This window comes from Maribacter stanieri, from assembly GCF_900112245.1.
GTDB classification, from domain to species: domain Bacteria; phylum Bacteroidota; class Bacteroidia; order Flavobacteriales; family Flavobacteriaceae; genus Maribacter; species Maribacter stanieri.
In genome coordinates this window covers 267865-287510 of the sequence record NZ_FOYX01000003.1, presented here as the reverse complement: position 1 = coordinate 287510, position 19646 = coordinate 267865, and the positions used below count along the sequence as shown (strand labels likewise).

Annotated in this window: 21 protein-coding genes and 1 tRNA gene; 14 read left to right on the top strand and 8 right to left on the bottom strand. The window is 32.1% G+C overall.

From position 1 onward, the window contains the following. Positions 1-56: 56 nt before the first annotated feature. From BM296_RS15085 to BM296_RS15065, 5 genes are all read left to right on the top strand, one after another. On the top strand, positions 57-734 hold the full coding sequence (locus tag BM296_RS15085; RefSeq protein WP_091904171.1) for a hypothetical protein: 678 nt from the start codon (positions 57-59) through the stop codon (positions 732-734). Positions 735-751: 17 nt separating this feature from the next. Then, positions 752-1087 carry a hypothetical protein gene (locus BM296_RS15080; RefSeq protein ID WP_143099085.1) on the top strand — a complete coding sequence of 112 codons (336 nt, stop codon included), beginning with the start codon at positions 752-754 and terminating at the stop codon, positions 1085-1087. A 44-nt stretch (positions 1088-1131) separates the two neighbouring features. Continuing rightward, the gene (locus tag BM296_RS15075) at positions 1132-1911 is read left to right on the top strand and encodes a HipA family kinase (protein ID WP_091904167.1); all 780 of its coding nucleotides are present in this window, start codon (positions 1132-1134) and stop codon (positions 1909-1911) included. Then, the gene (locus BM296_RS15070; protein WP_091904165.1) at positions 1901-2284 is read left to right on the top strand and encodes a DUF3037 domain-containing protein; all 384 of its coding nucleotides are present in this window, start codon (positions 1901-1903) and stop codon (positions 2282-2284) included. Before BM296_RS15075 ends, BM296_RS15070 begins: the two co-directional genes overlap by 11 nt. A 125-nt stretch (positions 2285-2409) precedes the next feature. Further along, positions 2410-3444 (top strand): adenosine deaminase, encoded by a 1035-nt coding sequence (locus tag BM296_RS15065; RefSeq protein ID WP_091904163.1) that lies wholly within the window; start codon positions 2410-2412, stop codon positions 3442-3444. Here the strand turns inward: BM296_RS15065 and BM296_RS15060 are convergent. Beyond that, positions 3416-4747: a GAF domain-containing sensor histidine kinase gene (locus BM296_RS15060; protein WP_091904162.1), complete on the bottom strand. Its 1332-nt coding sequence runs from the start codon at positions 4745-4747 to the stop codon at positions 3416-3418. The genes BM296_RS15065 and BM296_RS15060 overlap by 29 nt on opposite strands. A gap of 215 nt (positions 4748-4962) precedes the next feature. Here BM296_RS15060 and BM296_RS15055 point away from each other — a divergent pair, with 215 nt between their 5' ends. Together BM296_RS15055 and BM296_RS15050 are read left to right on the top strand one after the other, a co-directional pair. Beyond that, complete coding sequence (locus BM296_RS15055; protein ID WP_091904160.1) at positions 4963-5595, top strand: hypothetical protein; 633 nt, start codon at positions 4963-4965, stop codon at positions 5593-5595. 474 nt (positions 5596-6069) lie between these two features. Further along, on the top strand, positions 6070-7581 hold the full coding sequence (locus BM296_RS15050) for a reverse transcriptase domain-containing protein (RefSeq protein ID WP_091904158.1): 1512 nt from the start codon (positions 6070-6072) through the stop codon (positions 7579-7581). Positions 7582-7693: 112 nt separating this feature from the next. On the opposite strand, the gene BM296_RS15045 is transcribed toward BM296_RS15050, so the two are convergent. Further along, positions 7694-7778, bottom strand: a tRNA-Ser gene (locus BM296_RS15045). Positions 7779-7936: 158 nt separating this feature from the next. On the opposite strand from BM296_RS15045, the gene BM296_RS15040 reads away from it, so the two are divergent. From BM296_RS15040 to BM296_RS15020, 5 genes are all read left to right on the top strand, one after another. Further along, positions 7937-8944, top strand: coding sequence for a glycosyltransferase (locus tag BM296_RS15040; RefSeq protein WP_091904156.1), 1008 nt, complete (start codon positions 7937-7939; stop codon positions 8942-8944). A 106-nt stretch (positions 8945-9050) separates the two neighbouring features. Beyond that, positions 9051-10967: a BatA domain-containing protein gene (locus BM296_RS15035; RefSeq protein WP_091904154.1), complete on the top strand. Its 1917-nt coding sequence runs from the start codon at positions 9051-9053 to the stop codon at positions 10965-10967. A 25-nt stretch (positions 10968-10992) separates the two neighbouring features. Next, entirely contained in the window at positions 10993-12252 is a 1260-nt protein-coding gene (locus BM296_RS15030) for a dihydroorotase (RefSeq protein ID WP_091904152.1), read from the top strand. A gap of 2 nt (positions 12253-12254) precedes the next feature. Then, positions 12255-12584, top strand: a complete 330-nt coding sequence (locus BM296_RS15025) for a hypothetical protein (RefSeq protein WP_027066579.1) — start codon at positions 12255-12257, stop codon at positions 12582-12584. Positions 12585-12587: 3 nt separating this feature from the next. Then, positions 12588-13247: an alpha/beta hydrolase gene (locus BM296_RS15020; protein ID WP_091904150.1), complete on the top strand. Its 660-nt coding sequence runs from the start codon at positions 12588-12590 to the stop codon at positions 13245-13247. Here the strand turns inward: BM296_RS15020 and BM296_RS15015 are convergent. Both BM296_RS15015 and BM296_RS15010 read right to left on the bottom strand, forming a co-directional pair. Then, positions 13244-13759 carry a hydrolase gene (locus BM296_RS15015; RefSeq protein WP_091904148.1) on the bottom strand — a complete coding sequence of 172 codons (516 nt, stop codon included), beginning with the start codon at positions 13757-13759 and terminating at the stop codon, positions 13244-13246. The genes BM296_RS15020 and BM296_RS15015 overlap by 4 nt on opposite strands. 2 nt (positions 13760-13761) lie before the next feature. Then, the gene (locus BM296_RS15010; RefSeq protein WP_091904147.1) at positions 13762-14538 is read right to left on the bottom strand and encodes an MBL fold metallo-hydrolase; all 777 of its coding nucleotides are present in this window, start codon (positions 14536-14538) and stop codon (positions 13762-13764) included. Between the two features lie 170 nt (positions 14539-14708). On the opposite strand from BM296_RS15010, the gene BM296_RS15005 reads away from it, so the two are divergent. After that, positions 14709-16163, top strand: coding sequence for a nucleotidyl transferase family protein (locus BM296_RS15005; RefSeq protein WP_091904145.1), 1455 nt, complete (start codon positions 14709-14711; stop codon positions 16161-16163). A gap of 77 nt (positions 16164-16240) precedes the next feature. Here the strand turns inward: BM296_RS15005 and bcp are convergent, their stop codons facing one another. Beyond that, positions 16241-16693 carry a thioredoxin-dependent thiol peroxidase gene (gene bcp, locus BM296_RS15000; protein ID WP_091904143.1) on the bottom strand — a complete coding sequence of 151 codons (453 nt, stop codon included), beginning with the start codon at positions 16691-16693 and terminating at the stop codon, positions 16241-16243. A gap of 55 nt (positions 16694-16748) precedes the next feature. On the opposite strand from bcp, the gene BM296_RS14995 reads away from it, so the two are divergent. Further along, positions 16749-17411, top strand: a complete 663-nt coding sequence (locus BM296_RS14995) for an endonuclease III domain-containing protein (protein ID WP_091904141.1) — start codon at positions 16749-16751, stop codon at positions 17409-17411. Positions 17412-17642: 231 nt separating this feature from the next. Here BM296_RS14995 and BM296_RS14990 read toward each other — a convergent pair whose 3' ends face one another. The 3 genes from BM296_RS14990 to BM296_RS14985 all read right to left on the bottom strand — a co-directional run bounded on the left by BM296_RS14990 (position 17643) and on the right by BM296_RS14985 (position 19434). Then, positions 17643-18224: an RNA polymerase sigma factor gene (locus BM296_RS14990; protein WP_027066572.1), complete on the bottom strand. Its 582-nt coding sequence runs from the start codon at positions 18222-18224 to the stop codon at positions 17643-17645. A 410-nt stretch (positions 18225-18634) separates the two neighbouring features. Further along, complete coding sequence (locus BM296_RS19455) at positions 18635-18778, bottom strand: hypothetical protein (RefSeq protein ID WP_177214965.1); 144 nt, start codon at positions 18776-18778, stop codon at positions 18635-18637. Positions 18779-18852: 74 nt separating this feature from the next. After that, on the bottom strand, positions 18853-19434 hold the full coding sequence (locus BM296_RS14985) for an RNA polymerase sigma factor (RefSeq protein ID WP_027066571.1): 582 nt from the start codon (positions 19432-19434) through the stop codon (positions 18853-18855). Positions 19435-19646 lie beyond the last annotated feature (212 nt).

Here is a 19646-nt window from a genome sequence, read left to right as displayed (position 1 = left end):
TTAATGGGATTAAGCAAACCTTAATTTTCTCTAATTAGCACATAAAACCAGAACTCATGAAAAAACTACTCTCAGCATTAATTTTTGGCGGATTACTAATTTCTTGCAATACATCAGATAAATCAAAATCAGCTTCAACAGAAAACGTTGAAAATGAAAAATCGAAAGAAGTTGTTTCAAAAATTGACAAGCAATTAAAGCCTATAGAAACAGATGAAGACCTTATTGCTACTGCATTAATGGCTGCTCCCGCAGAAAGTAGGGCAACAAGTAAAGTCATAGGTTATAATATGGCTGGTGAATTTGTCACTTTAAAAGAAGGAGATAGTGAATATATTGTACTTGCAGATGACCCTAAAAAAGATGGTTTTAATGCTGCTTGTTATCATAAAGACTTAGAACCTTTTATGGCTAGAGGAAGAGCTTTAAGAGCAGAAGGAAAATCGGCAGATGAAATATTTGCTATTCGTGAAGCAGAAGTTAAATCTGGTAAAATAAAAATCACTCAAGGTTCTGCATTGCATATTTATTATGGCCCTAATACAAGTTACGGCCCTGAGACCTCTAAAGTAGATGGCGCAAAGCTACGTTATGTTATATACACGCCATTTGCAACTTCAGCATCTATTGGATTGCCCGAAACTCCGTCCGCACCCAATCACCCTTGGATCATGAATCCTGGTACGCACAGAGCTCATATTATGATTTCTCCGCTGGAAAATAAAGAAGAGTAATAACAAAGCAATTTAATATGACTAAACGAATACTAAATTACCTTGGTTGGATTATTGTTGCAATCCTCTTAGGCTTTTTACATATGCGTATAGTACTTGGACCAGCTTCTACATCTGACAGCAGTGGAATTACATTTTTAAATAGTATTCATGATTTTGTGTTGTGGTATGTTGGTGCTATAATTGGCGCTATCATTGCCTTTGCCTTTATTTTATTAGATATATTATATCTAAATAAAAAACTACAAGACCACAGTAAAGCAACTCTAATTCGTTTGTCTGTAATTATCGGATTAGCCATAATAATTGGGGCAACACATTATTTCCTAGAGGAAATTGCAGATGTCATTTAAGTACACATACGCTTTGATAAGAATACAAATTCTATCTTAGCATTATGAATACAATTGATATTAGAACAGTAGATGTTGTTCAATATTTACAGCCTTTACGAGAAGGTGGTTCTATGCCTGCCATCGTTAAAGCAGATGATGATTTTTTATACGTACTGAAATTTAGAGGATCGGGACAAGGAAAAAAATCGCTCATCTCTGAATTTATTGGTGGAGAATTGGCACGTGCCATTGGTTTAAAAGTACCTGAATTGGTCTTTATGAATTTAGAAGATTCTTTTAGACAGACCGAACCTGATGAAGAAATTCAAGATTTATTGAAATTTAGTGTTGGGCTTAATCTGGGTTTACATTTTCTATCGGGCGCCATTACATTTGATCCCTTAATTTCTAAAGCTGATCCCATGACCGCTTCAAAGGTTGTGGTTTTAGACAGTTTAATAAGTAATATAGATCGTACTGCTAAAAATGCCAATCTCTTGTACTGGCATAATGAACTATGGGTTATCGATAACGGAGCAAGCTTTTATTTTCATCATAATTGGGATACTTGGGAAAGTCACTTAACAAGAACGTTTCCATTTATAAAAGACCATGTACTATTGCAACAAGCAACTACCCTACCCGATGCGGCTATTGAAATTCAAAAATTCATAACCCTTGAAAAAGTAACAGAAATTGTATCTAAAATTCCTGAAGATTGGTTGACAAGTGAATCTGATAGTTTGGGTGCCGATGCAAAAAGAGCAGCCTATATTCAATTTATAACCGCTAAGCTATTAATGATCGATGTATTAGTTAAAGAAGCTGAAGATGCAAAATAGACATACATTCAAATTTGCGATAGTAAAAATTGTACCTAAAGTAGAAAGAGAAGAATTCTTTAATGTAGGTGTGATTTTATTCTGTAAACGAACCAAGTTTTTAGACATCAAATATCATATTGACAAAGCCAAACTAAATGCTTTTACTCCAGAAATAGAATACGAAATTTTGAATGAATATTTAAAAGCTTGGAAACTGATTTGCGAAGGAAATGCTGAAGGCGGACCTATAGGTAAATTAGATTTATCTGATCGTTTTGGATGGTTGACTGCTTGTAGAAGTACGGTTATACAAAGCTCAACAACACGATCAGGCATAAGTACCAATCCAGAAAAAGAACTAGAAGACATATTTAATAAGTATGTATTGTAAGGATACTTATATTCTTCTACTGATATAATTACGAATTTTAAACCAAACGTATTTGGCTTATTTTTTATTTAGATTTACAAAGTCCTAAAATAAAAAATAGAATAACTTTTATCAAAACATATTATATGCAATCAACTGAACTTCTAAAGATTATTCAAGGTATCCCTAAAGCAGAACTCCATTTGCATTTAGAGGGTAGTTTTGAACCAGAATTGATGTTTGAAATTGCTAAGAGAAACAAAATTACTTTACCCTATGATTCTATTGAATCTGTAAAACAAGCTTATAAGTTCAATAACCTACAAGAATTTTTGGACATTTATTATGCTGGTGCTCAAGTGTTATTACATGAGCAAGATTTCTTTGATTTAACCTGGGCATACTTAACAAAAGTTCATAGCCAGAATGTTGTGCATGTAGAAGTATTTTTTGATCCACAGACTCATACGGATAGAGGAGTATCATTTGATGTAGTCATTAAGGGAATTTATCGCGCTTTAGAAAAAGGAAAAAGTGTGTTAAATATTTCCTTTAAGCTTATTATGAGCTACTTAAGACACTTAAGCGAAGAGGCCGCTTTTGAGACCTTAGAAGCTTCACTACCATATAAAGATATTATAGATGGAGTAGGTTTAGATTCTTCAGAAATGGGAAATCCGCCAAGTAAATTTGAAAAAGTGTTTAAGGCATCTGCAGCACAAGGGTATAAATTAGTGGCTCACGCAGGAGAAGAAGGTCCGTCAGAATATATTTGGGAAGCATTAGATATTTTAAAAGTAGAACGCATAGATCACGGAAACCGCTGTTTAACAGATGAAGCTTTAGTTAAAAGATTGGTTGACGAGAAAATTGCTTTAACCCTGTGCCCTACAAGTAATGTAGCCTTAAAGGTGATACAGCACATGAACGAACATCCTGTAGCAAAAATGCTTGATCAAGGAATTATGGCAACCATACATTCTGACGATCCCGCATATTTTGGAGGCTATATGAATGAAAACTATTATGAGACCGCTAAAGCTTTGAATTTAACTTTAGAGCAAATACAACAACTAGCCATTAATGGTTTTGAAGCAAGCTGGCTGAGTGAATCGTCTAAGAAAAAACATATTGGGGACGTAATAGAATATTTTAAATCGCTTGATCTGCAAGGGGAATAAAAATTTCAAAAGTAGCACCATTACCAAGTGAACTCTCTACTCTAATTTGTCCGTTATGGGTGGTTATGATTCTTTTTACAATGGCTAGTCCAATACCTGTACCTTGGTACTCTTCATCGCTATGCAAACGTTGAAATATTTCAAATACTTTTCTTTCATATTTCTGATCAAAACCAATACCGTTATCGGAGACCAGAATACGAGAATACCGTTTTTCTTCAGCCAATTCAAGCTCAGGGTAATCTGACCCTTCAACAATTTTACCGGAAACTTTTATAACAGGTTTGTCTTCTCTTTTAGAGAATTTAATAGCATTCGTAAATAGGTTAAACAACAACTGTTTAAATTGAATAGGTCTAACCGTAATCTCACAATCCTTTTGAACCCTAAGTACTGTTTTGTGCTCTTTTAATTCTTCGCTTAAAACATCTTTAACTTCATCAACAAGTTTTTTTAAGGAAACCGTAGTTAAACTATTGTCAATAGTTTCTGTAGAACCGTAGGCTAAAAGGTCTTGGATAAGATTACGCATTCGTGCCGCAGATAAATCTATGCGTTCTAATTTATGTTTACCTTCTTCAGATAAATTATCAAATTCAGTATCACTTACTTGAGAGATAAACATTTGAATCTTTCGCAACGGTTCTTGCAAATCATGACTACAGATATGGTTAAATGACTCTAAATCATTATTAATCAATTCTAACTTGATTGTCTTTATCTCTAACTGATTGGTACGTTGAAAAACCTTTCGCTCTAATTTTTTAGAGAACTTTTTCAATTTTTTATGGGCCCGCTCTAATTCTAATTTGTTTTTTCTGAGTTCCAGTAAATTAATTACCTGTTCAGATAAAACATTAAGAGACTCTTTCTGACTCTCTGTTAATGTTCTGGGTTTATCATCTATGACACACAATGTACCTAATGGCAACCCATTTGCATTTTTTAAAGGAATACCTGCATAGAAAACAATATTGGGTTCACCGGTCACTAAAGGATTTTTATGAAAACGATTGTCTTCTCGAGCATCTTTTGTGATAAAAATAGGATCATTCCCAGTTATAGCATGAGCACAAAAAGCATCTTCTATTGGTGTTTCTGAAACCTCTAAACCGTAATGAGATTTAAACCACTGTCTTTTATCGTCAAGTAATGTAATTAATGAAATAGGCGTTTGGCAAATTTCTGCTGCAAGCTTGGTAAGATTATCATAATCCTTTTCTGGCAGCGTATCTAAAATAGAATAAGATTGAAGAAGAGCAAGTCTTTCTTTTTCTCTTTCATGAATTTTAGCTTTTATCATAATTTATCTAGGAGAAGGGGTTTTTAAAAGCAACAAATAAAATACGCCTATTGCTTTTGATATCCTAAATATAATATAATCCTATTAAAAAAAACTAAGAAAATATAGAGCTGGGGAATGAATTGTATTTTTTAAAGAATAGCAATACGGTTTCCCGTAATATAAACTTAATATAAATATTTAACTTGTTAACTTAACTTTTAATCGGTTTATAAATGTCAGAATTAATTTTTAAGATAGGAGATATAGTCACTTTAAAATCACATCCACTAGCTTTCGAAGAATCTGGAGAGATGGATGTTTATGTTAACCAAATACCTCCTTTCATGTGCATAAAAGAAATTCACTATGAAAAGAAGAAAGTGCTTTATAGCAAAGAAAAATCAGAAGCAAAAATTTCTAGCAACACCAAATACTTGTGTACATATTTTAATCAGCACAGAATGGTTTTTGAAGAAAAATTTTTATTTCAAGATTTTTTAATTCCTTTAAAAAAAATAATTTTTCATAATAAAGACACAGAACAGCAAAATGACCATATAAAATTAATTGATGAAACAATTAATTACAATAAATCTAAATATGAATTTGGCAAAAGAGTTTTTTTCAAAACCTTCAAACTTGAAAAAAGGAAAAAATTTAAAAGTGCTGGTCATGATTTTAAATCTACAACAAGAACCACTATGACACATACAACACCAGCTTTCATTTTAAGTGGATTTAAAAGTAATGAAAACACAGATAAATATAGTGAAAAGAGTGGTGACCCACAGAATTATATAAAGTCATATGGTATAATGCTTATCAAGAAAAATTTTCGGAAGAATATTTACCAAGTGAATTCTTAACAAATGACAAGGAAATATACCAAAAGTAAATATGCATTTAAAACAGTTTTTAAAACTGAAATTTATTAATTTTATAAAATTAATAGGAAGTCCTTTACATATAAAAGTGTCATTTACTGTATCGTGGTGAATTAATATTCCAATCAATCAGACCTTTATTATAAAAGGGATAATACATACGTAGATTGATTTTATTGTACCATTGCCCAGTAAATGTCAACTCCATCGATGGATTCAACATTTACTGTCCAAGGTACTAACAACAGAATTAAAGTATATAAGGATGTTCGATAGATTTTCATACTATTTGAAGGTTTAGAGATTATACGTGTCATTATGACTTTACTTATCTGGTGTATCAAATACCGTAACAACGCAAAGTGAACCGAGAATTCGGTTAGTGGTACAACTAAGTTTTAATAGTGTTATGAACTTTTAGTTAACTAGCTTTAAGGACTTCCTTTTTTTTAAATTATGAAGAATACTTTATCAACCAAAGATTGGTTCAAAGACCGAGGCTATCTCCATTTAACCAACCAAATTAAAAAGAAAGATAAAGAGAAGGTCTCAAACTATATATCAAATAAAGAGAAGGTTAAAGCTCATAAATTTTCGCCTTTTATTTTAAAGCAAACATTTAACAGGAGGTACAAGTATTCAAATGAATTAGGAAGAAGATCACATAAAGCTGTAGATGACAAAGGTCAAATAATTGCCAATACTAAAATGCGACCTATTATGTACTCTACACATATTGATTCACATATCTATTCTTACTATTCCCACAAAATAATACAGCCGAAATACGAAGATTACTTAAAAGCCGACAAAAACCTCAACGAAAGTATAACAGCATATAGGCAAATTAAAAGCCATGATAATTTACGTTTTAAGTATAACGTTGATTTTGCCAAAGATGTCTTTTATGAAATAAAGGAAAGAAAAGATTGTACTGTTTTAGCTTTTGATATAAAAAATTTCTTTCCATCCTTAAACCATTCACAATTAAAATTTGTTTGGAGTTCAATTTTAGGAACAAAAACATTACCTAAAGACCACTATGCTGTTTTTAAATCTATCACAAATTACAGTTATTTTTATTACGATGATTTACGAGTTAGATATAAGGGTAACCTGGATGAAAAGAAGATAGCTTTACTTAGAAATAAAGGCAAATTTCAACTATTTGAAAATTATCAAGATTTTAAAAATGCAGAAATTCAGGTATATAAAAATCAAAAAAAAAGAGATGGTATTATTTCTGGAATTCCCCAAGGACTTCCAATAAGCGCAATGTTAGCTAATCTATATATGCTTCCTTTTGATAAAAATATAATTGAAAAATTAGTCAAAAATAAAAATTGCTATTATCGTAGGTATTCAGATGATTTAGTTGTTATCTGCAATAATGAAGATATCGACTTCACTGAAAATATTGTATTAGAAGAAATAAGTAAAATTAAATTAACAATATCTAAGGATAAAACTGAAAAATTCAGGTTTAAAACTATTGAAAATAGACTAGAGTGTTTCAAAATTAATGGAGATAAATTTATTCCAAACTCCTTTCTACAATATCTTGGCTTTGACTTTTACGGATATAAGACTTTAATAAAATCCGCAAATGTTTCTCGATTTTATCGTGAAATGAAAGAGAGCATTTCCATAAAAGCAAAACGTATAGAGTCTGTACAACAAAAAAATTTAACAGAGGAAGCCATAATTTTTAAAAGAAAAATATATAGACTTTACAGCTTCAGGGGTATTAAATCTAGAAAATTACCTGCCAGTAAAGTTATATTTCATGAAGGTAAACTAATAAAAAAAGAATTCTCTAGAAAGTATAGAGGTAATTTTATAAAGTATGCCTACAGAGCATCCGATATTATGGAAGCACCAGAAATAAAAAGACAGTTGAGAAAACATATGATAATATTGAAAAAATACATGATGAAATTTAAATTTGATAATACTCCTGAATTATAATAAAACTAATTTGAAATCTCCTGAAGGTTATGAATTATAAAATGGAGAAATTAACATATTGGAAATAACAAAAATAAAGCCCCGTAAACATTATGTTTACGGGGCTTTTCTGCGGAGAAAGAGGGATTCGAACCCCCGGAGGTGTGACCCTCAACAGTTTTCAAGACTGCCGCATTCGACCACTCTGCCATTTCTCCTGAGTGCCTTATCAGGTATTCCCTGAATGCGGGTGCAAATATATAAAGGATTTCTTATCTAATAAAGCCTTTTCTTATTTATTTTTAAACTCTTTATTTCTGTCGAATAAAGAATCATTTGAAAAGATTGAATTTCAGTTATTTATTACCTTTCCGTCATGGTAAATTCGTTAGTAAGCATACTAATTCCTTTTAAAGATGTTGAAGATTATTTGGAAGAATGTCTCAATTCTATTCAAAACCAGACCTATAAAAATTGGGAAGTGATTGCCGTTAACGATGGTTCTGTAGACAATAGCCTAGCAATTGCCACTAAATTTGCAACTTTAGACAAACGTTTTAAAGTCTTATCTAATGATGAATCTGGCATTATAACCGCACTTAGAAAAGCTTATAAACATTGTAAAGGGGAATACATATCCCGAATGGATGCCGATGACCATATGACTCCAGACAGAATACAAATAATGTTACATTCTTTAATAGACAATGGAAAAGGTAGTCTTGCCGTTGGAAAAGTCAAGTATTTTTCAAAACATGGCGTTAACGATGGTTATGACAGATATGAGAAATGGCTAAACAATTTAACGAAAACAGGCACAAACTTTCAAGAAATATATAAAGAATGTGTTATACCATCTCCATGTTGGATGGTTCATAAATCTGATTTTGATAACTGTGGCGCGTTTACCCCAGATAGATACCCAGAAGATTACGATCTTGCATTTCGCTTTTACGAAAAGGAACTAACATGTATACCATGCACCTCTACCCTACACTATTGGCGAGATTATGATAACCGAACCTCAAGAACAAGTGAGCACTACGCTCAAAATTATTTTCTGGATATAAAATTACACTACTTCCTAAAATTAGAATACCAATCCACTAACGCAATTGTAGTTTGGGGTGCAGGTAAAAAAGGCAAAAAAATAGCCAATACTTTAGTCCAAAAAAAGATTCCTTTTCATTGGGTTTGTGACAATCCCAAAAAAATAGGAAAAGACATTTATGGAGTACAGTTAAAACACTTCTCGATATTGAAAGATATTAAGAATTCAAAAACAATAATTACCGTGGCCAATGAAGAAGAACAGTTAAGTATTCACTCATTTTTTACAGAATTAAATAACACTTCAGCTAAAGATTATTTCTTTTTCTGCTAGCGATTATCTTAGTTTTAAAACGCTATAAAAATCAAATAAATAATAGTTCAATTCTCGTAAGCTTCTAAATTCAAAATAATTATCTTTGCCCTAATCACAATAAGGAATGCAATTTAAATATCCAGAACTACTTTGGGGTCTTTTACTACTACTCATTCCTATATTAATTCACCTTTTTCAATTACGTCGATTTAAGAAAACGCCTTTTACTAATGTAAAGTTCTTAAAACAAGTTGTTTCAGAGTCAAGAAAAAGTAGCTCCCTAAAAAAATGGCTATTACTATTTACTAGAATGGGTTTGTTAGCTGCGTTGGTTTTTGCTTTTGCACAACCGTTTATAGCAAATGATACCGCACTTCAAGAAAAAGAAACTGTTTTTTATTTAGACGATTCTTTTAGTATGAACGGGCAAATTGAAAATGTAAATCTTTTCAAAAACACCATTCAAGATTTCATCAAATACTTACCTAATGAGCAAAGGTTTACTTTGTTTACTAATAAACAAGTGTTTAAAGATGTTGAAGTAAAAGACATTCAAAACGAATTACTGAATCTTTCTGTAGCCGCAGAGCAATTAGCAATTGCTGAAATTGTTTTAAAAGCTAATACATACTTTTCAGATAATGCAGCAGCACAAAAAAACTTGGTGATTATATCTGATTTTCAGCAACGTATGGGTAATCCAACAGCTATCGACTCCACCAAAAACATTAATATTAGTTTTATAAAACCATCAAACACCATACTGCTCAATACCGCTATTGATTCTGTTTTCATTGCAGAAAGAAATAATGAAAATATAGAACTTGTGGCGTTATTGTCAACAAATTCTGAAGAAGAAACCATACCGGTTTCTTTATTCAACAATGATAAACTTATAGCAAAAACAGCAGCAAAGTTTGATGGCACCAAAAATTCTGAAGTTCGCTTTACCATAAATACGAACGAGGTTATTTTAGGGAAAGTAGCAATTAGCGATACAGGGTTGGACTATGACAACCAATTCTATTTTAACATTGATGAGAAATCAAAAATCAAAGTTTTGGTCATCGGTAATTCATCATCAGATTTTTTAAAACGTATTTATACCGAAGACGAATTTGATTTCTCTACAAGCACCTTAGCGCAATTAAACTACAGTACTATTGAGAATCAAGACTTAGTAATTCTTAACGAGGTTCAAAAACTTCCTACTTCTTTAATAACAGCTATTAAAACTTTGAGCAACAATGGTGGCAGTTTTGTTTTAATCCCATCTACTGATGGTGAAATTGAATCCTATAACGAATTGGCTTCATCATTCTATAGTAGCCAATATGTAAACGAAGTCTCGCAAAAAATGTCAATTGCTACTGTAAAAACTGAGCATCCATTATTTGTAAATGTATTTGACAAGAAGGTCACAGATTTTCAATTCCCATCGGTAAACCAACGTTTTAAATTTAAAACTAAAGCGCCAATAGCTTTAGAATTTCAAAATAAAGAACCTTTCTTGTTAGGTGGTAAAAATGCTTTCTTCTTTGCCGCTGCAATCAATAATGATAATTCTAATTTTAAGAATTCACCACTCATAGTTCCTGCTTTTTATAATATGGGAATGAATAGTTTAAAACTTCCCCCATTGTATGTTACAATTGGAAATAATGTAGAAATTGAGCTACCGGTTACCTTGCAGCAAGATGATATTATAAAAATAGCAGACAAGGAAAATGAATTTATACCACAACAACGAGTTCTTCCTAAAAAAGTACAGATAAATTTTACTGAAAACCCCAAATCAGCTGGTATTTACAGAGTGAAGCATAATGAGCAAACTTTAAGAAACATTAGTTTTAATAATAATAGAAAGGAGAGCGAATTACTTTATGCTCAACTTCCAGAAAATAACAATCAAACGTCATTATCAGATTACTTTTTAGAAAGTCAAAAAAACAATGCTATAAACGAGTTTTGGAAATGGTTTGCTATTTTAGCATTCGCATTTGTTTTAATTGAGACGGCACTTCAAAAATTCTTAAAATAGCTAATAACGAACCACCCGTAAACCTATGAACACACTCTTAAAATCAGTAACTATAGTAAATGGGAATACAAAAAACCTTCATTTAAAAAAGAGGGATATTCTTATTAAAAACGGAGTTATAGATGCTATTGAAACAAACATTGAGCCTACAGGTAAAACAAAAGTAATAGACATAAAAAATCTACATGTTTCAATTGGTTGGTTTGATAGTGGTGTTAGTTTTGGTGAACCGGGCTATGAAGAAAGAGAAACTATAGAAAACGGATTGCTAACAGCTGCGAAAAGCGGATTTACAGATATTATTTTAAATACCAGTAGCCACCCAACGCCAGATTCATCTTCAGATATAGTTTACTTAAAAAATGCTGCGAAAGAACAACTCACAAATTTACACCCGCTTGGAAACCTTACTGTAAAAGGCGAAGGAGAAATACTTGCCGAGTTGTACGACATGCAAAATGCCGGCGCTAAAGGTTTTTATGACTTTAAGCACCCAATGTCTAATGCCAATCTTTTAAAAATAGCCTTACAGTACGCTCAAAATTTTGGAGGATTAGTATTTTCTTTTCCGTTGGATAAAAGTATATCTGGTAAAGGAATTGTGAATGAAGGCATTACAAGTACTAAACTAGGTTTAAAAGGAATACCAGCCCTAGCTGAAGAATTACAGGTTGCAAGAGATTTATTCATCTTAGAATATACAGGTGGCAAACTTTTTATACCCACAATTTCTACTGCAAACTCTGTGAAGTTAATTGCAGATGCCAAGAAAAAAGGACTACAAATTTTTTGCAGTGTAGCAGCACATAATCTTTTAATTACAGATGATGCGCTAGAAGATTTTGATACACAATATAAAGTAATGCCCCCATTAAGGACTGCAGCGGATGTAAAGGCTTTGCAAAAAGGAGTTAAAAACGGTACTATAGACTTAGTAACGTCTGACCACACCCCTTTAAATGTTGAACTAAAACATGTTGAATTTGACAATGCCGATTTTGGTTCTATAGGTTTAGAAAGCATATTCGGAATTCTAAATAATCTATTAGGATTTGAAGAATCCGTTTTATTACTGACCAAAGGAAGGTCCATTTTTGGTATGGAAGAAATAAATTTAGAGGTTGGTCAAGAAGCTAATCTTACTCTTTTTACTACAGAGGAATCTTTCGAATTCTCAGAACAACATATTATTAGCTCCAGCAAAAATGCCATTGCAATAGGTGAAAAAATGAAAGGAAAAGTAGTTGGAACTATTGCAAACAATCAATTAGTATTAAATAATTAACAATGGAGAAATCTCCCGACATACCAGGAAAAACTACGGCTATCATAGCCTATTTGACCATTATTGGTGCAATTATAGCGCTTTCAATGAATAATGAGCCACAGTATCGTTTTGCAAGAATACACACACGCCAAGCTTTTGGTCTACACTTGATGTTTCATGGCTTTGCTTTATTTTCAAGTGTTTGGTTCAATCAATACGCCCTTTATGGGTTATACCTTTGTTACATAGTATTATGGATATATGGTTTTATTGGCGCCTTAAGCAACAAAGAACAAATAGTACCAATAGTAGGTCCATCTTTTCAAAAATGGTTCACTTTTATTAAATAAACAATGACAACAGCTCCCCTATCTTTAGAACACATTATTAGACCTTCTAGCCTAACCGACAAAAAACCACCAGTACTTTTTATGCTGCATGGTTACGGTAGTAATGAAGAGGATCTTTTTTCTTTTGCTCCAGAATTACCAGAAGAATTATGCATTATAGCGGTACGCGCACCTTATATATTGCAACCTTACGGTTATGCATGGTATGCAATTAACTTTGATGATGAAAAAGGCAAATGGAGTGATGATGAGCAAGCCATTGAATCTCGTGATAAAATCAAAAATTTTATTGGTGAAGCCTGCTCCACATATGGCTTGGATGAAAGTAACGTAAACCTTTTAGGTTTTAGCCAAGGCACAATTCTTAGTTATGCAGTTGCATTATCTTATCCTGACAAAGTAAAGAATGTAATTGCGCTAAGTGGATATATCAATGAAAAAATACTGGTAGATTCATATGAGGAAAACAATTTCGACAACCTAAATTTCTATTGTTCGCATGGTGATATGGACCAGGTGATACCGGTAGATTGGGCTAGAAAAGCACCAGAGCTTTTAAAGAATTTGGGTGTAAAACATGTCTATGAAGAATTTCCTGCAGGTCATGGAGTTGCTCCGCAGAATTTCTATTCACTTAAAAAATGGATTACAGATAAAATCTAATTACTACGCGTGTACAATAGGTGGTCTATTAAGGTAAAATCTACCCCTAGATCATCTTTTACTTCGTATTTTATTAATAATTCTCCCCAATATTTTCCGTCAGAGAAATCTGTTAAAATCCATTTATGGTTTAGAACTTTAATTTTATTGATTTTAAAATCATTCTGCATTCCCTCATAAGGTACTAACGGGTTATCCCCCTTTTGAGCATTGGTCTCCAATAATTTATCTGCAACATAAGCCGCAGGGTTTTGTAAGTTCAATTCCTCAAAATAAGCAAGGGCATCATCATTATTCTCCAAAGAGAAATATTGCATATCCAAAACCTTTAGAGAAGATTTTTGGACTGAATCTTTTAATTCTTCTACCTGATTTTCTAATCTTGTAATTTTTTCTGTTTTAGCTTCAGCTTTTTGAGAATAAGCTTTAGCCATATTACTACTGCTAACCATTAAATACAGGCATATTAAGGATACAAATAAAAATAGGTAAAGAAATATTTTACTCTTCATAATTAAATGGTGATTGTTAAATTATCGTATGCCAAATGTACATTATTCGGCAGCATTTTTTCTACTTCGTCATGAAAACCAAGTAAATGACTAATATGTGTAAAGTATGCTTTTTCTGGATTTACTTCTTTGATAAAGGCAAGAGCCTCGTCTAAATTGAAATGAGAGATATGTGGTTCTATTCGTAATGCATTTACTACTATAACTTTAGAACCCTTAATTTTTTCTAATTCTATTGGATCTATAGATTTTACATCAGTTAAATATGTAAAGTCCCCCACCCTGTAACCAAATACCTGTAATTTATTATGCAACACATTAATTGGAGTAACTATTTCATTACCAATAAGAAAGGGTTCATTATTCTCAACAAAATTTATATCAACGGATGGAGCTCCGGGATATCTATTTTTCTCCTCAAAAATATAATCAAATCGTTTTATTAAAGACTTTACAACCCTTTTATGGGCATAAATTGGAATATTACCTTGTCTAAAGAAAAAGGGGCGAATATCATCTAAACCAGCAGTATGATCTGAATGTTCATGTGTATATAAAATGCCGTCGAGGTGTTTTACATTGTGCCTAAGCATTTGCTGACGAAAATCTGGTCCGCAGTCAATAACATAGTTAAATTCCTTCCAAGAAAGTAAAACTGATACCCTAAGCCTTTTGTCTTTTGGGTTATCGCTTAAACATACCGGGTGTGTGCTTCCAATAATTGGAATACCTTGAGAAGTTCCCGTTCCTAAAAAAGTGACACTTAAATTATTAATCATGTGCTACAAATTTAATTCCTTTTTAATAAAATAGGTGGCTGAAAATTATAAGATCACTCTAATTAAAAGGGAATAAAAACAATAACCGAAACTTATGCCATTTTTTTGCCGCTATTGCCCTTTGTAACAACCATTCTTTATAACTTTGTTAAAAGATAAACAGGTAAAAAATGGCATCGGTATTAAAACGAGATAGTGTCTTTGAAAACATTCCCTCTATAAAAGCAAAAACCCTACGTATAAATCTGAACCCAGATATATATGGAACCTTCGCTGAAATTGGCGCCGGTCAAGAAACTGCCCGTCACTTCTTTAGATCTGGTGGTGCATCTGGTACAATTGCTAAAGCAATGAGTGCTTATGACAAAGATTTTAGTGATGCTATTTATGGTGTTGAGACGGATGGGCGATATGTAACCCAAGCGAGACTTAAAACCATGCTTGACTATGAAATGCAATTAATGGAGGAGCGTATTAGTCGCGACAACCACCCAGACAGGTTGTTCTTTTCATATGCCAACACAGTTGCTACCATTGATTTTTCTAAACGTTACAAAGGTCATGGTTGGATCGGCATTAGATATCAATTAGACCCAAAGCAGAAAGATTATGATGAAATAATTCTTCATATTCGTTTTAAGCAAAATGAAGCAAGGCTACAACAAGAAACGCTAGGTATTCTTGGTGTTAATTTAATTTATGGTGCCTTTTACAAGTACCATAAACCTAAGAAAATGTTGAAATATCTGTATGACCATATAGATAAGGATACATTAGAGATTGATATGATCAATTTCTCTGGGCCAAACTTTAAAGAAGTAGATAACCGTTTGATGAGTCTTCAACTTATTAAAAATGACATGACAGATGCTGTTATGTTCGGTCCTGATGGAAATAATCTTTTACCTGCAGCAGTTCTTTATAAAAAGAATATTTTGGCATTACGTGGTAGTTTTAGACCGGTAACCAAAGTAAACTTAGATATGTTTGAAAAATCTTATGATATTTTCATTCGTGATAAAGGCGTTGATCAAAACAACACTATTGTTATTTTTGAAATAACACTATCTAACCTAAAAGCCTCTGGAGAAATAGATGAGCAAGATTTTATGGATAGGGCAGAATTACTTTGTTCATTAGGACATTCTGTAATGATTTCTAAATTTCAAGAGTATTACAAACTAGTAGAGTATTTTAATAATTATACTAAAAATAGAATTGGTCTTACCATGGGTGTAAACAACCTTGTAGACATATTCGATGAAAAATACTATCGTCATTTGAGTGGTGGTATACTTGAAGCTTTTGGTAAGCTTTTCTTTAAAGATTTACAAGTGTATCTATACCCAATGAAAAACCCAGATACCGGTCAAATAATGACTAGTAATAACGTTAAGGTTCACCCACGTATGAAAGAATTGTACAAATTCTTTAAGTACAACGGCAAGGTTATGGACATCATAGATTACGAACCAGATGTTATGCATATTTTCTCTAGAGATGTTCTTAAAAAATTAATGAACAATGATGAAGGATGGGAAAAAATGCTTCCTGAAGGAATTGCTGAAATTATTAAACAAAAGCAATTGTTCACAAGAAAAAACGAAGAGCACGAGACTGAATAAACTGTTGACCGCTATAGTATAAAACATAAAAAACGTCCATTAAAAATGGACGTTTTTTATTTACAATTTATTCAATATCAGCCTAATAACTGAGCAGCATGGTCTTTTGTCTTAACCTTATCTATTACTTTAGTTACGATTCCTTCACCATCAACCACAAAAGTTTTTCTATGAATACCATCATATTCGCGACCCATAAATTTCTTTAGTCCCCAAACACCAAATGCATTAATTACTGTATGATCTTCATCTGCTAATAATGGAAATGGAAATTCATATTTCTCTTTAAATTTCGCCTGTCTTTTTTCAGAATCTGCACTAACCCCTAAAAGTTCATAGCCTTCAGATTGCAATTCTTTATAATTATCCCTTAAATTACATGCCTCAGCAGTGCAACCCGGTGTACTTGCCTTAGGATAGAAAAAAACAATAAGTTTTTTTCCTTGATAGTCCTTTAAACTAACTGTATTTCCATCTTGATCTTTAACAGAAAATGGAGGGACTTTATCACCAACTTTTAACGTATTCATAAATGAAGTTTTATAAATTTGTGTTTAAATTATTTCAATCAAAATTAAACAATTAATGACGAAAGCCGAAAAAATAGCTTTTACAATTTCTAAGCTTCAAGAACTATATCCAGAAATTCCTGTGCCTCTGGATCATAAAGATCCATATACTTTATTAATTGCAGTTTTAATGTCAGCACAAAGTACAGATGTTAGGGTTAATAAAATTACCCCTCTTCTATTTGCCAGGGCAGATAACCCTTATGATATGATTAAATTGAGTGTAGATGAAATAAGGGAAATTATTAAACCCGTTGGGTTATCACCAATGAAAGCAAAAGGAATTCATGGGTTGTCACAAATATTAATAGATAAACATAATGGCAAAGTACCCAAAGAACTTGAATATTTAGAGGAACTTCCTGCCGTAGGTCATAAAACTGCTAGCGTAGTTGTATCACAAGCTTTTGGTATACCGGCATTTCCTGTAGACACCCATATTCATAGATTGTTATATAGATGGGGATTTACAAACGGCAAAAACGTAGTGCAAACAGAAAAGGATGCTAAGAGATTATTCCCAAAAGAAATTTGGAACGATCTTCATTTACAAATAATATGGTATGGTAGAGAATATTCCCCTGCAAGAGGGTGGGATTTAGAGAAAGATATTATCACAAAAACAATTGGAAGAAAAACCGTACTTAATAATTACTATAAAAAGAAAAAAGCCCGCTAAAAGCGGGCTTTTTAATTAATTCAAAAATGTTTCGAATTCTAAATCTTCGTATTCAAACTCAAATAAAGCTTGTGAATAGCTCAATAAGAAGTTGATTGTCTTCGGACAAACTTTGTTAAATCCGGTCTGTTCTTGGTAATTTGAGTAAATTTTTTCCATACTTCCTACGTTGTTACACTAAAATAACGACGCAAATTTGGAAATATTGTTTACTCTGCTCTCTACCCTAAATTAATTCGTAAGAACTATATTGTTTTTTTCAATGATTTTTCTAAGATTAATTAAAGCATAACGCATTCTCCCTAATGCAGTATTTATGCTAACCCCAGTGTTTTCAGAGATTTCTTTGAAACTCATATCTTTATAGATACGCATTAAAAGAACTTCTTTTTGATCATCTGGTAATTCTTCAACCAATTGTCTTAAATCAGTATCTATTTGATTTTTTATTAATTGTTTCTCGGCATTTAACTTATCATCTCCAATTACAGAGAAAATATTAAAGTCATCGCTGCCTTCAAACATTGGCATTCTTTTGTTTCTTCTGAAGTGATCTATTATAAGGTTATGAGAAATTCTCATTACCCATGGTAAAAATTTTCCTTCCTCACTATACTTACCTCTTTTTAAGGTTTTAATTACCTTAATAAAAGTGTCTTGAAAAATATCTTCTGTGATATCCCTATCTAAAACTTTAGAATAGATAAAACTAGTAATACGTTGATTGTGTCTGTTAATTAAAATTTCAAGGGCCCCTTCGTTACCGCTGATATAATCTTTAACTAATTCTGAGTCTTCAATTTGTAGTTTCATACGAGTTACTTTCTTTAATTGGTTAAGATTGGGAAAATCTTTTTAGTTAATTGGTTTGTTTTTTATTTCTGATATAAAACTAGAGAAAAGGGGGGCTGCTAAAAAAAGTATGTTGTCAAACTGCGTATTTATGATGTGAAACATCGAAAAAGTATATTTCCACACAATAAAAAGAATTTCAGATAGTTCCGTTGAAAAATTGTAGGAAAGGATAAAACCACCCAGAATGCGCCAAATGCCCTTAAATATTGACACTACAATAGAATACCTATATATATAATGGTATTAAAAACCATCTTATCCTACAATAAATAAAGTGTAAACAAACTAAAATTAGCAGAACCAAGCGCGGTTGAAACGAAAAAACCCTTAGGCAATGCCTAAGGGTTTATATATTGGTAAAGATTCTATTAGTTTAAATTACTCTCAAACTGCAATCCTTCTGCTTCTGTGATATTCAAAGATTTAGAATAAGAAAGTAAAAACTGAATTGTTTCAGGTTTTGCTTTTACTAATGTGTTCTTACTTTTATTCTTCGTGTATAATTTTTCCATGTTACTAGTTGTTTAGGTTCATCTAAAGAACGACACATGTATGAAGATAGTAGATCCACTCGACCTGTAACCAATTAATTCGTTAAAACTATACTATTGGCTTCTACAAGCTTTCTTAGGTTAATTAAAGCGTAGCGCATTCTACCTAAAGCAGTATTAATACTCACACCAGTATTATCAGAAATTTCTTTAAAACTCATATCCTTATATATACGCATTTCTAAAACCTCTTGCTGATCTTCTGGTAACTCTTTGATCATACGTAGCAAATCTGAATCTATTTGCTCTTTAATCAATTGTTTTTCAGCATTTAAGCGGTCATCACCTAGTAATGAAAATATATTATAGCTTTCTTTACTATTATACATTGGCATTCTATTATGTTTTCTAAAATGATCAATGACCAAATTATGGGCAATACGCATAACCCAAGGTAAAAATTTACCTTCTTCATTATAGGCACCTCTTTTTAAGGTACGTATCACTTTCATAAATGTATCTTGAAAAATATCTTCGGTTAGTTCACGGTCACCTACTTTGGAGTAGATAAAACCTGTTAAACGAGAATTATGACGGTTGATTAGGGCTTCAATCGCTCTTTCGTCTCCTTGAATGTATTGTTTTACTAATTGGGAATCTTCAACTTGTACTACCATAACGTTACTTATAGGGTTAAAATGCAGCCCCAAATTCAATGAATAAGGGTCCAGTGGTTAAATTCTAACTTAAAAAAGTAATGTTGCGTTATAGGCGAATTGAATTTTAATGAGATCCCAAAGATATAAAAAAATAAATAGTCTTATAAAAATGTGAAAGTTTCTTACACAATATTTAGATAAGCTTCATTTTTTAGTTCAGAAAAAAGGCA